We start from the raw sequence: 15,128 nt of genomic DNA on the forward strand, positions 1-15,128 counted from the left end.
CGGTTGCCCGGGCCGGGAATCGCAAGGTGCAAGGCTTCTGATGGCTTACTTTTGATCTGCTTCAAGCAGCCCTTCGAGGCGGATACGATACGCAGCTACGATGTGAGCGCGCGCGGCCTGCTCGGCTGCTTCAGGATCTCTTCTGGACAACGCGTCGACAATGGCTTCATGTTCACGTCGTGATGCTTCGGCCCTTCCTTGAGTGGCCAGCGTGGTGCGGCCCAGCAGAATCATCGACTCTTGCAGGGAACTGAGAGTCTTGACCAGATACCTGTTATGCGCACATCGATACAAGGTGCCATGAAATAGACGATTGTTGGCCGCCAGTTCTTCGGTGCTTGTCAATTGGCCGTCACGCAATATGACTTCCCTGAGAAATTCGATTTCCACGTCGGACGCGTGCCGCGCAGCCAGACGGGCAGCGGTGCCCTCCAACACTTCTCGCATGGCATAGAGTTCGCTCATCATCGAATGGTCGAGCTCTGTGACGATAAGGCCGCGCTCGGGGTCGTTTACCGCCAGCCCTTCGGATTGCAGCCGGCCCAGCGCCTCGCGCACGGGCGTGCGGCTCAGCCCCATCACTTCAGCAAGCTCAATCTCTCGCAAGCGCGTACCGGACACGAAGCGCCCCGACTGGATGGCTTCGACCAGATACTGATAGGCATGGGCGCTACGCGATATGCCGCGACGCAGTTGGGTTTCTTCAGAGACAGGATTCATGACGCTGCGCTTTCCACCAATTTGCACTGAGCTTCCACATACAAAACACGAAAAACCACTTCAAGTAGTGTAATCGATAAACGTACAAAGCCACACGCTAAAATACTACGGTATACTGTTGTATGTAATTGGACTCGAGTATAAACACCACGGCGTCAGGCGTCGCCTTTTGCGTTTCGCCTGGATTCTCAGCGAGCCGTGCCAGGTATTGATCAGAAGCGGAGGCAACGTGAAAGACCCGGTGAAGTATGACGTTTTAGTTATCGGTGGCGGCAATGCCGCCTTGTGTGCTGCAATTTCTGCCGCGGAAGCCGGCGCGAGTGTCTTGATGCTGGAAGCCGCACCTCGTGAATGGCGCGGTGGCAACTCCATCCACACCCGCAACGTGCGCTGTATGCACGACGAACCCCAAGATGTCTTGATCGACGCCTATCCTGAAGAAGAATACTGGCAAGACCTGTTGAAAGTGACAGGCGGCATAACAGACGAAGCCCTCGCGCGCTTAGTCATACGCACCACCGCTACCTGCCGCGATTGGATGCGCAAGCATGGGGTCAATTTCCAGAAACCGCTCTCGGGTGCGCTGCATGTCGCACGCACGAACGCTTTCTTTATGGGCGGCGGCAAGGCGCTTGTGAATGCTTATTATCGTAGCGCCGAGGCCCTGGGCGTAATCGTTCGCTACAACGCGCCGGTGGATTCAATCGAGCTCGACAACGGCAGGTTCGTCGCGGCGCATATCGGAGCAGAACGCATCACGGCTGGAAGCTGCGTATTGGCGGCCGGAGGGTTCGAATCCAACCGTGAGTGGTTGCGCGAGGCCTGGGGTCAAAATGAGAACGGCGAATGGCCGGCTGACAATTTCCTGATACGGGGAACACGGTACAACCGGGGCGTGCTGCTGCGCTACATGCTGGATGCCGGTGCAGACTCAATCGGCGACCCGTCGCAATCGCATTGCGTCGCCGTCGACGCTCGCTCGCCCTTGTATGACGGCGGCATCTGCACCCGAATCGATTGCGTTTCGCTAGGCATTGTCGTAAACCGAGACGCCAAGCGCTTCTATGATGAGGGCGAAGACTTCTGGCCCAAGCGGTATGCGATTTGGGGCCGTCTCGTGGCACAACAGCCTGGCCAGATCGCATACTCGATCATCGACAGCAAAGCCGTGGGCAGTTTCATGCCTCCGGTATTTCCTGGCACCCAGGCGAACACCCTGCCCGAGCTTGCCGACAAATTGGGGCTGGATCAAACGCAATTCATGCGCACTTTGACAGAATACAACGCCGCCTGCACCAACGGAAAATTCGACCATACCGTGCTGGATGACTGCCATACCAAAGGCTTGGAAGTTCCAAAAACGAACTGGGCTAGGCCGATCACAGATCGACCGTTCTACGCCTACCCCTTGCGGCCCGGCATCACCTTCACATATCTCGGGCTGAAGGTAAATGCAGACGCCGCAGTACATTTCAATGGCCAGCCCAGCGACAACCTGTTTGTCGCCGGCGAAATGATGGCTGGAAACGTGCTGGGCAAAGGCTATACGGCCGGGGTAGGACTCGGCATAGGCACCACCTTTGGACTCATTGCCGGCGACCGCGCCGCCGCTGCCGCAAAAAATCAACATCGCAACAATGTAGGAGGTCAGCGTGACGCCGCTTGACACTTTAATCCGCGAAGCAGAATCGCATTCCACCGCGCCGGTCAACAAGCACACCGCAACGCATAAAGACGCCGCATGCAATGGGCACGTTTCGCCGTCGAACTTGCTTGGCGCCGACGAACAGGAAGTTGATCGGATTTTGACGATATGCAATGCCTGCCGCTACTGTGAAGGCTTCTGCGCGGTCTTCCCGGCCATGACGCGCCGGCTGGAGTTCGGCAAGGCCGATATTAATTATCTGTCCAACCTATGCCACAACTGCGGCGACTGCTTGCATGCCTGTCAATACGCACCACCTCACGAATTTGCGGTTAACGTGCCGCAAGCCATGGCCAAAGTACGTGCCCAGACCTATTCCGATTACGCCTGGCCGTCCGCGCTGGGCGCGCTGTACAAGCGCAACGGCCTGACCGTGGCTTTGGCTACCGCGGGCGGCTTGATCCTGTTCCTTCTATTGGCGCTGGCCATGACAGGCACGCTGCTGCACGAGCCGCTGGCCGGCGATTTCTACGCGATCTTTCCTCATAATCTGCTGGTCGTCATGTTCGGCGTCGTCTTCGGCTTCGCCGTACTGGCCCTGGCGGCGGGCGTCACCAAGTTCTGGCGTCAAATCACGCCCGGAGCCGTTAATGCCCCGGCTATCACCGAAACTGCCAGCGACGTGCTGCGTCTACGGTACTTGGACGGCGGCCACGGCAAGGGCTGCAATAATGAAGACGACGCCTTTACCTTGTGGCGCCGGCGATTCCATCACTTCACGTTCTATGGTTTCATGTTGTGCTTTGCGGCCACCAGCGTCGCAACGCTATACCATTACTTTCTCGGGCTGGAAGCGCCCTATCCCTTGCTGAGTTTGCCGGTCATCCTGGGCACAGTTGGCGGTATCGGGCTTCTCATCGGCCCCGCCGGATTATTGTGGATGAATATCAAACGCCACCCTTTGCATGGCGATGCAGCGCAAAAACCCATGGATAGGGGGTTCATCGTGCTGTTGTTCCTGATCAGCCTGACCGGCCTGCTATTGCTGGGCTTGCGCGACACCTCTTACATGGCGCTGCTTCTGGCCGTGCACCTGGGGTTCGTCATGGCCCTGTTCCTGACCATGCCCTACGGCAAGTTCGCGCACGGCATATACCGTACCGCGGCGCTGTTGAAGTGGTCGATTGAAAAACGTCAGCCGCTTAATCTGAAACTCGGCGGAGATTAACTCCAACCGTAGCGGGCCATCCGTCAAAGTCAAGGGCCGCCCGTCAGTAATACAAAATGCCGTCCAGAATCTTATGGACGGCATTTTTATTGGGGCAAGCTCAAGCCGCATTCAACCCGACGCCCAGTGCGAGCTGAATCTGGCGACGTGCAAACTCTATGAGGGGTCTGACATAACGCCTGACGGCAATGCGGCGCAATGGTCGTAAATGTCGCCGGGCTTGGTGAACCACACCTTGTCGCGTTGAGGATGGTTCACGATGTATTCCAGCGCTCGGCGCAGAGCCCGCAACCGGTACGGTTGCCCAACCACCATGGCATGCAACGCCAGGCTGCACACCAAGGGCTGCTGCTCGCTCTGTTCGAGCATTTCGTCAAACTGATCAATAATGGCACGCGTGAATTCATCAGGGCTTTGATGCCGCACCAACATCTGGGGCGAATCGTTCAGCTCGAACGGATACGGCACAGACATGATCCGCCCAGCGCGTGTCTTCATCCATATCGGCTGATCATCCGCCGGCCAATCCATGACATATTTAAAGCCCGCCTCTTGCAAGAGATCGGGCGTTACATTGGTGACCGACATCCATGGCGCCATCCAGCCCTTGGGCCGCTGCCCCCAGTGCTTCTCGATCTCGTCCCGAACCTCTTCGATGAACCGGGCCTCATCGCGTTCCCACATTCCGCTGTGTCGCTCTGCGTTGGTTCGACCGTGCGCAATGACTTCATCGCCGCGCTCCTTGATGCGAGCCACGATTTGCGGCGCATACTCGAACAGAGTCGTATTGATATTGTGGGATGCAGGCAGGCCCAGCTTATCGAGCAGATCGAACACACGCCACACGCCAATGCGATTGCCATAGTCGGTCCAGGCAAAGGCGCGCTGATCAGGGGCCGGCAGCGGTGCGGAAAGCGAGTGAGTGAGTCCTGCGCCAAAGGCAAAATGCTCGATATTCAGGCCGACGAAAAAAGCCAGGCGCTTGCCGCCGGGCCACTCATAATCCGGGCGATCGCAAATCCGGCTGTATGGGTACCGATTGTGGTGTGGAAGCAGCATACTCGTCCTTTTCTAAATAGAGCGCCCGCCTGGCGCGAAACAACACCGAACCAAGTTCCGGCACTTTCATATTGTACCAAAATCGGTTATAGTTCCAATATGATGACAAACCAATGTCACACATGCTTGCGGAGACACCATGAAGCCCAGCCCGTTTGTCTTATATGAACCCACGTCGGTCGATCAAGCGGTGTTCATGTTGTCCGAAGTCGCCGGGCAGGACGGTCGTATTCTGGCGGGGGGCCAAACACTGATACCCGCAATGGCGCTGCGCCTTGCACAGCCTGCCTACCTGATAGACATTAATCGCATTGAAGAGCTTCAAGCCCTGGTCGAAACCGACCAGCGCCTTATTATCCACGCCGGCGTAAGGCATGCCGCCTTTCACGAGCCTGCCGCATCGGGGCCTCTAGGGGCCCTCTTGTCAACAGTGGTGCGCCATATCGCGCATCTACCTATACGCACCCGGGGCACATTCGCCGGCAGCGTGGCCAATGCCGACCCCGCGTCAGAGTGGTGTCTGGTCACGGCCACTCTAAACGCCTCAATCGTAGCCCGCAGCCTGAATGCCGAACGCCGTATCGCCGCATGCGATTACTTCGTCGGCTTCATGACGACGGCCCTGCAACCCGATGAGCTGCTGGTTGCCATAGAGCTTCCCCTGCTTGATTCAGAAACCGTTTTCGGCTTTGAGGAAATCAGCTGGAGGGCCGGTGATTTCGCACAAGCCATGGCGCTGGCCGTCATGACCCCCACCGCCGCCGGCCTGCACAACGTGCGCATCGGCGTCGGCGCAGCTGAAAGCACGCCGCGGCGCATGGCCGAAGCGGAAGAGGTATTGGAAGGCCGGCCGGCGTCATCCGAGCTTTTTGCGCACGCAGCGCGATGTGCCGCAGAGGCCATCAACCCCATGGACGGCACTGAGGACGAACAAGCCTATAGGCGCGATCTCGTCGAAACGGTGGTGTTGCGAGCGCTGGAAAAAGCAGCCGCTTTTCAATTGCCGCCAACTGATCAGGCCGTACCGGGCGCATCCCCAGAAAAGGAATCCAGCCATGCATGAGATCGATATTGTCCTGGACGTGAATGGCGAAGCATTTCCTTTGCGCGTAGAGCCCCGGCGTACCCTGGTGGACACGCTACGCGACGACTGCGGCCTGACAGGCACCCATATTGGTTGCGAACATGGCGTATGCGGCGCATGCACGGTGCTGGTCGACGGCCAGCCGGCGCGCTCCTGCCTGATGTTCGCGGCTCAGGCCCACGGCAAGAAAATCGAAACTGTTGAAGGGCTGGCCCAAGGCGGCGAGCTGCATCCTTTGCAGCAAGCGTTCATAGACCAGCACGCGCTGCAATGCGGCTTCTGTACGCCAGGGTTTCTGATGCTCGCCAAAGGAATATTGGAAAACAACCCCGGCATCAACGACACCGAGCTGCTGGACGCTTTGTCGTCGAACCTTTGTCGCTGCACCGGCTACGCTCACATTCTGAAGGCGGTGAAACAGGTCCGCGGCGCACTGGCACCGGAGAGCAAATGAAATCATCCACCACCACCAAAGCCCGCATCGCAGCAACCAATCTGCTGCCAGAGGTTCTGGTAGACGAGCAAGAACTCGCGGCGGCTGTCATCGGCAAGTCTGTGACACGCCTCGAAGATCCGCCGCTGGTGCGGGGCGAGGGTACATTTGCGGCCGACATCAATTTTCCACGGCAGCTGCATATGCGCGTGGTGCGCTCACAGTCAGCGCACGGCAAAATCAATGCCGTCCATGTTGACGAAGCCCTCAAGCTGCCCGGAGTTGTCGCGATATGGACCGGCGCCGACGTCGCCGACATCCCGCCCATTCCGTTTCGCGCAACAAAGGTTCAGGGCCTGGAAGCATATTGCCAACCCATACTGGCGCAAGGCCATGTCCGGTACGTGGGAGATCCCGTGGCCGTGATATTCGCGCAAGACCCTTACGTCGCGGAAGACGCCGCCGACCTGATCTCCCTCGACATCCGCGAGCTGCCGCCGCTGCTGGACGCCCGCGACGAACCCGGCGAGTTCCTTCCCGGATTGACCACCGAAGCCACTGTCATTCGCAAAGGCTACGGAGACATCGAGGCAGCGTTCGACAATGCCTGGCGCGTCATGGACCTGGATCTGTCCATAGGCCGCCACAGTGGCGTGCCGCTTGAATGTCGCGGAGCGGTGGCGCGTTATGACGCCGGCCGCGACATGCTCGAAATGTACGGAGCCGCGAAGAAATCGCACTGGAACCGCGACGAAATGGCGAAGATGCTGGGCCGCCCTCCGTCGACCATAAATTTATACGAGGGCCATGTGGGCGGGGGCTTTGGCGTACGGGGCGAACTCTATCCCGAAGATGTGTTGGTCTGCCTGGCTGCGCTACGTTTGCGCAGACCCATAAAATGGGTGGAAGACCGACGCGAGAATCTGATCGCCACCAACCACTCGCGCGAGCAATATCATCAGATTCAGGCCGCCATAGACAGCGAAGGACGCATCCTGGGCATACGGAACAAGTTCTTCCACAGCCAGGGCGGCTATGTGCGAACCCATGGGCCTCGCGTGGCCGACATGTCGGCTGGCCTGCTGTTGGGGCCCTATCGCGTGCCGGCATACAAGGTAGAAGGCCACTTCCGGCTGACCAATAAAACACCGGCCGCCACGTATCGCTCTCCAGGCCGCTACGAAACCACCTTCGTTCGCGAACGCCTGATGGACGCAATCGCCCAGGCCGTTGAAATCTCTCCCATCGAGGCGCGCAGGCGCAACTTGATCCAATCGTCCGAAATGCCATATACGCGTCCGCTGGATGCACTGGGCGTGGATGTCGTGTTGGACTCCGGCGACTACGCCGGCTTGCTCGATAAAACCCTCAAACGCCTCAACTGGGATGAGCTGCAGCGCAACGCGGCGCAACGCCGACAGGCCGGCGAGTGCGTCGGCATAGGCCTGGCCATGTTCGTCGAAAAATCCGGGCTGGGGCCATCAGACCTGGTACGCCTGACGGTCGACCACGGCGGCGGCATAGAGCTGGTGACAGGCGCGGGCTCTGTCGGGCAAGGCATGGAAACCGCTTTGGCGCAGATCTGCGCCCACGAGCTTGGCGTCGACTACACCCGCATCCGGGTCGTCAAAGGTCGAACCGACGTGATCGAGTTCGGCAACGGCGCGCACGCCTCGCGCGTAACCGTCATGTCGGGCTCCGCCACGCAGATCGCTGCCCGCAAGGTACGAGACAAAGCGCTGCAGGCTGCAAGCGAAAACTGGAACCTGCCTGCGAACGCACTGACTCTGCTGGACGGCGTGGTCAAACCGCGGGATGCCGCCGATGAACGGCGCATGTCGCTTGCCGAGGTTGCACGCTATCTGCACCCCAGCCAGAAGACCAGCAACGGGCATGCACCGGGCTTGTCGGCCGAGGGCTGGTTTTACAGCGAGCACATGAACTATCCCTACGGCGTACACGTGGCCCAGATCGCAGTGGACGCCGATACCGGCCGCGTCCAGGTAGAGAAATACCTGGTCGCCTACGACGTCGGCCGAGCGGTCAACCCCAAGATGATCGAAGGGCAAATCATTGGCGGATTGGCGCAAGGCCTCGGAGGCGCGCTGTACGAACAGTTCGCCTACGACCCGTCCGGCCAGCCCTTGTCCACCACTTTTGCCGACTACCTGATGGTCACCGCACATGAAATGCCCGAGGTCGACGTGATGATCACCGAAGACGCTCCGAGCCCGCTGAACCCTCTGGGCTTGAAAGGAGCCGGCGAAGGTGGAACCAACGCCGTCGGCGCAGCCATTGCAGCCGCCGTGGACGATGCGCTGGGCATGCCGGGCGCCATCACGTCGCTGCCTGTAACGCCCATGCGCGTACACCAATTGCTTGGGCGGTCGCGCCGCGCCGCAGCTTCCACCTCGACCAAACAGAACAAACCAGATCAGGACAGCAATGGAATTCACTAACAGCTTCGAAGTATCGCTGGCGCCGGAAAAAGCATGGCCATGGTTGATGGATGTCGAATCCATTGTGCCTTGCATGCCCGGCGCCGAACTGCTTGAAAAACGAGACGATGGGTCATTCAAGGGCAAGATCTCCGTGCGCCTGGGCCCTGTGGGTTTGGTATTTATATGTGATGCGACATTCACCGACATTGACAATGAACGCTACAAGGCGCAGATCGTGGCAAGCGGCTCTGATGCAAAGGGCCGTGGCACGGCAAATGCACAAATCGCCTTTTCTCTGCAGCCCAGCGCCAAGGGATCGAAGATACTGATCGACACAGAGCTGGAACTATCCGGAATCGTGGCGCAATACGGGCGCGGCGTAGGCATCATTCAGAACGTGGCCAACCAGATCGTATCGCAATTTTCCCAGAACCTCGAAGCCCGCATTGCGCAGTTGAAAGAGCACGCCGCGCAGACCGGGCAAGACATGTTCGCAGCACCAAGCGAGCTATCCGCGCCTTCAGACTCTGTCCCGGATGCCACGACGCGCGCGCCTGGTTCGGCTCAAGCCAACAGGCCGGCGGTTGCCCAGACGTCAACCGCAGGCAACACGCAATCTTATGTGGAAGGCTACAAGGACGGTTTCGCCGACGGACATCTGGCGGGCTATCAGGCCGCCTTGCAAGTGTTTGCCGTCAATGGCAAGCCGCCAAGCGGGGGCATCCCGGCCAACGGGCCCCCGCCCTTCCCCAAGGCGAAACCCATCAGCGGCTTCAGCTTGCTCTTTTCGTCTTTGAAATCCACCGTCGCCGGCTGGTTCTCACGGCAGCCGCATTAACCTCGTTACGATTTTACCGTTCCATACGTTTCGGAGCACACTTTGTCGATAAGAAAAAACACCGTTCTCACTTTGCTTGAGACCGAGCAAATCCGGGCGTTCTACGCTTCGGGCCATTGGCGCGATCAGACGATCTATGAAAGCGCGCGCCAAAACGCGGAACAGCGTCCGGATAGCTATGCAATCCGTGATCATCACAACCGACTCACCTATTCGCAACTGCTGCACGCCGCCGATGCGCTGGCCGCACGCTTGGAGGATGCAGGTGTGGTGCCGGGTCAACGCGTCGGATTATGGACATCCAGCCGAGCGGAAACGGCTGTGGTGTGGCTGGCCTGCTCGCGCAACAATTACACATGCTGCCCCTCGCTGCATCGCGACCATACGGTTGACGATGTGTACAAGCTGATGGAGCGCGTGCGCGCCACGGCTTTCATCGGCGAGATCGGTTGGGGCGCCGATGCGCACCGCAATGATATTTTTGCACGCCTGGAAGCACTGGATTCGCTGAAACTGAAAGTGGCCTTGAAGCCGTCAAGCCAAGACGGGGCCGCCGATGAACTACTGTCGACGGCCACCGCCCGAACCGCCACAAGCGAGCCATGCCGGGATCCGAACCGCGTGGTGTATCTTGCGTTCACCTCGGGCACCACAGGCGTACCCAAGGGGGTCATGCACAGCGACAACACGCTGCTGGCGAACGCCCGCGCCATAGCGAAGGATTGGCATTTCGGCACTGATTCCGTGCTCTATACAATGAGCCCGCTTAGTCATAACCTGGGCCTGGGGGCCATGATCAGCGCATTCGCGTCCGGCGCCGAAGTGGTGCTGCACGACCTGCCCAAAGGCGGAAACCTCATCGACCGCCTGATCGAAACGGACACGACCTTTCTGTTTGGCGTACCCACACACGCCATTGACATGCTCAATGAATTGCGCCGCCGAGGCCTCAAGTCGGTCGGGCGCTTGCAAGGCTTCCGGGTGTCCGGCGCCGCGGCGCCCTCCGGCGTGGTCCAGGGCCTGATCGACCACGGCATCAAACCGCAAAGCGGCTACGGCATGACTGAAGCCTGCTCTCATCACTACACTTTGCCGAACGACGATCCTGCCAGAATCATCAGCACTTCGGGACGCGCCTGCAACGGATACGAAGTCAGGATATTCTCCACAGACAACGCCGACCAGGAACTGCCGGCGGGCGAAGTAGGCCAGATAGGCGGACGCGGGGCCAGCCTGATGCTGGGTTATTTCGATAACCAGCTTGCAACCGAAGAGTCCTTCAACTCTGACGGCTGGTTCATGACCGGCGACTTGGGAATGCTGGACGAACATGGCTACCTGGTAATCACCGGACGAAAAAAAGACCTGATCATCCGGGGCGGGCACAATATTTATCCGGCAAAAATAGAAAGCCTGGCAACGCAGCACCCCGATGTGGCGCGCGTCGCCGCGCTGCCTGTGCCTGACGACCGGCTGGGCGAGAAAGTATGCCTGGCCGTCATGTTCAAGCCTGGCAGGCAATGCTCGGCGGAAGACATACTGGCGCATCTTGACCAAGCCGGGTTGTCGCGCTACGACATGCCTGAATATTTCGTGGCCTTGCCGGAGATTCCGCTGACCGCCAGCGGCAAGATATATAAGCGCCCCCTAAGCGAAGACATCAAGTCGGGCAAGCTGAAGGTGGAATCAATCCGCTTCAGCGTAACCACATGAACTACGAAATGCGTGCTGTAGCACATTGTTTTCGCGCCACCTGACTCTGCCATCCGTATGAACCACACTGCTGACACCTCACAAGCTGCTCTTGAAAGACTGCGCCATGAGCTTGCTCATCCACCGTTTCATGCGGTGCTGGCGCCGGAAGCAATTTCTGTCGACCTGGACGAAGGCTCGGTAGTCATTCGCGTGCCGTATCAAGACCACTTGCGGCGCGCTGCCGATTCCACGGCCATCCACGGCGGCGTGATCGCCACGCTGGCCGACCTGGCGGCCCATGCCGCAGTCGCCGTGCAGATTCAACGCATGGCGCCCACCATCGATCTGCGAATCGATTACCTGCGGGCGGCGCCCGGCGCCGACCTTTATGCAAGGGCGAAAACCTTGCGCGTAGGCCGATCAATCGCGCGCGTCGACGTGGTGATCAGTGGAAAAGACACACCGGCAATCGCGGTGGCGCGCGGCACCTTCAGCACGCTACCTTAATAAAATTATCAGGATCCAATATGAAAGCCATACTGATTCGCGAATTTGGCCCCCTGGAGTCACTCACGATCGAAGAAGTCGCCGATCCCGTTCCGGCGTCGGACGAAGTCTTGATCGAAGTACGGGCCACCGCCATCAATTATGTGGACTCCCTGGTCGTCACCGGGGCTTATCAATTCTTGCCCGAACGTCCGTTCTCGCCCGGAAAGCTTCCGGCAGGCGTGGTTTTGGCAGTCGGCGATTCGGTCAAGAACGTCAAGCCCGGCGACCGCGTCCTGACACTGGCCGAACATGGCGGCTATGCGCAAAAAGCCGTCGCCAAAGCGCACGATTGCTTTACCCTGCCCGACAACCTGCCGTTTGTGCAGGCTGCCGGCATGGCGCTGGCTTATGACACTGCCTGGTTCTCGCTGTGCGAGCGCGGCCGCGCCAAGGCCGGCGACTCGGTGCTGGTGCTTGGCGCCACAGGCGGCGTGGGCATGGCCGCCGTACAACTTGCACGCGCATACGGACTGAAGGTCATTGCCGGCATATCCAGCCCCGAAAAACGCGAAATGGTGCTCAACGCGGGCGCTCACCACTGCGTCGATCTGGCCGCCCCCAATCTACGGGATAGCCTGCGTGAACAGGTTTACGCCTTAACCGACGGCCAGGGCGTGGATATCGTGCTGGACCCGCTGGGCGGCGATATCTTCAGCGCGGCCCTGCGCACTGTGGCGTGGTGCGGCAGGCTCGTCGTCATCGGCTTTGCGGCCGGAGAAATTCCGACAGTCAAGGTCAATTATCTGTTGCTCAAGAACATTGAAGTCAGCGGGGTGCAAGTCAGCGACTACCGCAAGCGCCGCCCCGACATGATGCAGCACTGCCTGGACGAGATCTTCCGGCTTTACGGAGAAGGCGGCCTGGTACCCACCCCGACAAACACAGTAAGTCTGGAAGAGGCCGCAGATGCATTGATGCGGGTCAGCACGCGCCAGGCATCGGGACGAATGATTCTTGTTCCGAACCCCGAGCGTGAAACCGTCCAAATTTAGGGAAAATACCAAATTTGACCACGTTGTGTTGTACTATCCATCCTTATTGACATCAAGGATAGTCGGCGGCTGTTCGCCGACGATCCGACCGCAAGGAGGGCGACACTATGCGTTGGCGATATGCAGAGATCGGGCAACGAGTTAAAGCATTCCGTATGGCCTCGGGCTTGAACGCCGACGAGGTGGCTCAAAAAATCGGCATCTCTCGAACTGCGCTCTATCGCGTGGAAAAAGGCGAAATAGCCAAGATCGACACGCTGGAACGCCTGTCCGACCTTCTGGAAGTCTCGCTCACTACGCTGCTTGGAGTAGGTATTGAATACATGCCTTCGGCGGTGAGCTATTTCGAGCGTACGCGCCAACTTGAAGAAACCGCCGACCAGATCATAGTGCTGGCAGGCCCGGTATCTTTTCTGTTGGCGTCGCCACAGTTCGAAACCACATTGAGCCAGTTATTGACGGAAAGCGTGCCCGAGAAGAGCGCCAAGCGCGCCAGGCTGCTGGCCGACGTGGATAGCGTGATGGAAATCCTGCATCAACGCAAGCAGACCTATCTGCGCCGCCGCCCCAGCATCGTGAACCTGGTGTCCGCGGATCAAATCTCTCGCTTTTTAAGCAACGGCCTGATCGGACGCGCCGACCTGTCGGAATCAACACGACGCGAACGCCACGAAATAGCGCGCGCCGAAATCGAACACCTGGCGGCATTGATCGAGGCTGACGACCTGGGCGTGCAGATCGGCCTGGTTACCGACACCCTGCCCATGAACGGGTTCCAGATCTTCAGGCAAGCCGATCACAGCACGCTGACCATCAGCCCCTTCCGCTTGGGCGAACAGCCCAATATCCGTGTGGGTGTTGCTTTGGCAACATCTGCGCCCGAAGCGCTGAAGCTACATCACAACATAGTCAAGGACGCCTGGCGCACGTCGATGGTCGGCGCCGAGGCAGCCAACTATCTGCGTGAACTGCTGGCTGCCGACACACATAACGCCGCGCGAAAGCCGGCGCAAGCAAGCCAATCCGGTTCAAGCCAGGAAAACAAATGAAGGTCTCGAGGAGTTTCAATGAGTAATGTGAGCTTATGCGTTCAAGAATTAGTCGCCGCCAATCAGATTCTTGCCAATGAGGGCGTATTGGACGCATTCGGCCACGTCAGCGTCAGGCATCCCGCCAGGCCCGGCCACTTTCTATTGTCTACTTCCAGAGCCCCCGAACTGGTGCTTGAACAAGACATCATCGAATACGACGCCAACTCCGAGCCCGTTATCCCGATCTCAGAGAGCCAGTATGCCGAGCGCTATATCCATGGTGAAATCTACCGGTTGCGGCCTGATGTACAGGCCATATGCCATCATCATAGCCCCGCGATAATGCCGTTTTGCATCAGCGACGCTCCTTTGGCGCCCGTATACCAGCACGGAGCCATGATCGGCGCCCACGTGCCGCGCTGGGACAGCCGGGACGACTTCGGCGATACAAATCTTCTGATCGTCAATACAGAACAGGGCGCCTCGCTGGCGCGTGCGCTGGGCAAGGCATCCATAGTGCTGATGAAACACCATGGAGCGACCGTGGTCGGCAAAGACATCAAAGAACTGGTCTTTCGATCGGTCACATCCTGCAAGAATGCGGAAGCCCTCTATCGGGCGTTGGCATTGGGCCCGGCGCCGGGCTTGACCCCGGGCGAAATAGAAAAAGCCGCGAAAGTACCCGACATGGCCATGGCACGCGCCTGGAATCTGTGGAAGGGCCGTATCGCATAAAGCGGTCGCTTTTTGAATTGCCGCCACTTCACGCCCGGCCGCGGTTTTACACCTTTCGCAGCGCTGCAAGCAGCCGATCTCGATCAAAAGGCAGTTCGCGCAGCCTTACCCCGGTTGCATCAAAAATTGCATTTGCGATGGCTGCCGCGCTGGGCACTGACGCGGACTCGCCTGCGCCCAGCGGCGGATTATCGCCGCCGGGGGCGATATACACGTCGATTTCCGGCACCTGCTGGAACCTGATGATGGGATACGACCCCCATTCAAGCGACGTCACGCCGTTCGCATCGAAGCGCACGGTCTCGCCCAGGGCCCGGCTTATCGATTGGATTACGTTGCCATGCATTTGATGGCGCACGCCGGCAGGGTTGACGACCAGGCCGCAGTCATATCCGACCCACACCTTGCGTACATGAACCACCCCGGTTTCTATATTCACCTCGACGTCACACACCCAGGCGCAATACGCGGAACCCACCCCCGGAAAAGTGCCATGCACATATTGATGCTGCGCGAAACCGCGCCCCAGTCGCACATGGGGCCGCTGCGCGTCGACGGTGCGGGACGGCCTGCCGGCGCAAGTGGCCCACCCCGCCCGCTCGGCAACGGACATGCTCAACGCCCTGGCTCGCGGTTCTTCCATGAACCTTAGCCGAAACGCAATGGGATCTTCGCCAT

At 59.2% G+C, this 15,128-nt stretch carries 14 protein-coding genes; 11 read left to right on the forward strand and 3 right to left on the reverse strand.

The window, feature by feature from the left end; genetic code table 11:
* Window positions 1-45: 45 nt before the first annotated feature.
* A complete protein-coding gene (locus ACIY1O_RS03020; RefSeq protein WP_397473594.1) occupies window positions 46-720 on the reverse strand; it encodes a GntR family transcriptional regulator in 675 nt (224 codons plus the stop codon).
* A gap of 229 nt (window positions 721-949) precedes the next feature.
* Between ACIY1O_RS03020 and tcuA the strand changes: the two genes are divergently transcribed.
* Window positions 950-2,386: an FAD-dependent tricarballylate dehydrogenase TcuA gene (tcuA, locus tag ACIY1O_RS03025; RefSeq protein ID WP_397473595.1), complete on the forward strand. Its 1,437-nt coding sequence runs from the start codon at window positions 950-952 to the stop codon at window positions 2,384-2,386.
* Window positions 2,373-3,593, forward strand: a complete 1,221-nt coding sequence (tcuB, locus tag ACIY1O_RS03030) for a tricarballylate utilization 4Fe-4S protein TcuB (protein ID WP_397473596.1) — start codon at window positions 2,373-2,375, stop codon at window positions 3,591-3,593. Before tcuA ends, tcuB begins: the two co-directional genes overlap by 14 nt.
* Window positions 3,594-3,749: 156 nt before the next feature.
* Here tcuB and ACIY1O_RS03035 read toward each other — a convergent pair whose 3' ends face one another.
* On the reverse strand, window positions 3,750-4,652 hold the full coding sequence (locus ACIY1O_RS03035; RefSeq protein WP_397473597.1) for a polysaccharide deacetylase family protein: 903 nt from the start codon (window positions 4,650-4,652) through the stop codon (window positions 3,750-3,752).
* A gap of 139 nt (window positions 4,653-4,791) precedes the next feature.
* Between ACIY1O_RS03035 and ACIY1O_RS03040 the strand changes: the two genes are divergently transcribed.
* From ACIY1O_RS03040 to ACIY1O_RS03080, 9 genes are all read left to right on the forward strand, one after another.
* Window positions 4,792-5,715, forward strand: a complete 924-nt coding sequence (locus tag ACIY1O_RS03040) for an FAD binding domain-containing protein (RefSeq protein ID WP_397473598.1) — start codon at window positions 4,792-4,794, stop codon at window positions 5,713-5,715.
* Window positions 5,708-6,190 (forward strand): (2Fe-2S)-binding protein, encoded by a 483-nt coding sequence (locus tag ACIY1O_RS03045; protein WP_397473599.1) that lies wholly within the window; start codon window positions 5,708-5,710, stop codon window positions 6,188-6,190. The genes ACIY1O_RS03040 and ACIY1O_RS03045 overlap by 8 nt, the downstream gene beginning before the upstream one ends.
* Window positions 6,187-8,628, forward strand: coding sequence for a xanthine dehydrogenase family protein molybdopterin-binding subunit (locus tag ACIY1O_RS03050; protein ID WP_397473600.1), 2,442 nt, complete (start codon window positions 6,187-6,189; stop codon window positions 8,626-8,628). The genes ACIY1O_RS03045 and ACIY1O_RS03050 overlap by 4 nt, the downstream gene beginning before the upstream one ends.
* Entirely contained in the window at window positions 8,615-9,448 is an 834-nt protein-coding gene (locus ACIY1O_RS03055; protein WP_397473601.1) for an SRPBCC family protein, read from the forward strand. Before ACIY1O_RS03050 ends, ACIY1O_RS03055 begins: the two co-directional genes overlap by 14 nt.
* 42 nt (window positions 9,449-9,490) lie before the next feature.
* Window positions 9,491-11,161, forward strand: a complete 1,671-nt coding sequence (locus ACIY1O_RS03060; RefSeq protein WP_397473602.1) for a class I adenylate-forming enzyme family protein — start codon at window positions 9,491-9,493, stop codon at window positions 11,159-11,161.
* A gap of 57 nt (window positions 11,162-11,218) precedes the next feature.
* Window positions 11,219-11,650, forward strand: a complete 432-nt coding sequence (locus tag ACIY1O_RS03065; protein ID WP_397473603.1) for a PaaI family thioesterase — start codon at window positions 11,219-11,221, stop codon at window positions 11,648-11,650.
* Between the two features lie 20 nt (window positions 11,651-11,670).
* A complete protein-coding gene (locus ACIY1O_RS03070; protein ID WP_397473604.1) occupies window positions 11,671-12,684 on the forward strand; it encodes an NADPH:quinone oxidoreductase family protein in 1,014 nt (337 codons plus the stop codon).
* A 107-nt stretch (window positions 12,685-12,791) separates the two neighbouring features.
* Entirely contained in the window at window positions 12,792-13,733 is a 942-nt protein-coding gene (locus ACIY1O_RS03075) for a helix-turn-helix domain-containing protein (protein WP_397473605.1), read from the forward strand.
* Window positions 13,734-13,751: 18 nt separating this feature from the next.
* Window positions 13,752-14,450 carry a class II aldolase/adducin family protein gene (locus tag ACIY1O_RS03080; RefSeq protein ID WP_397473606.1) on the forward strand — a complete coding sequence of 233 codons (699 nt, stop codon included), beginning with the start codon at window positions 13,752-13,754 and terminating at the stop codon, window positions 14,448-14,450.
* Between the two features lie 46 nt (window positions 14,451-14,496).
* On the opposite strand, the gene ACIY1O_RS03085 is transcribed toward ACIY1O_RS03080, so the two are convergent.
* Window positions 14,497-15,128, reverse strand: a 632-nt coding sequence (locus ACIY1O_RS03085; protein WP_397473607.1) for a molybdopterin cofactor-binding domain-containing protein, incomplete at its 5' end; no start/stop codon positions are given.

The organism is Pusillimonas sp. (assembly GCF_044464525.1).
Taxonomy (GTDB): Bacteria; Pseudomonadota; Gammaproteobacteria; order Burkholderiales; family Burkholderiaceae_B; genus Pusillimonas.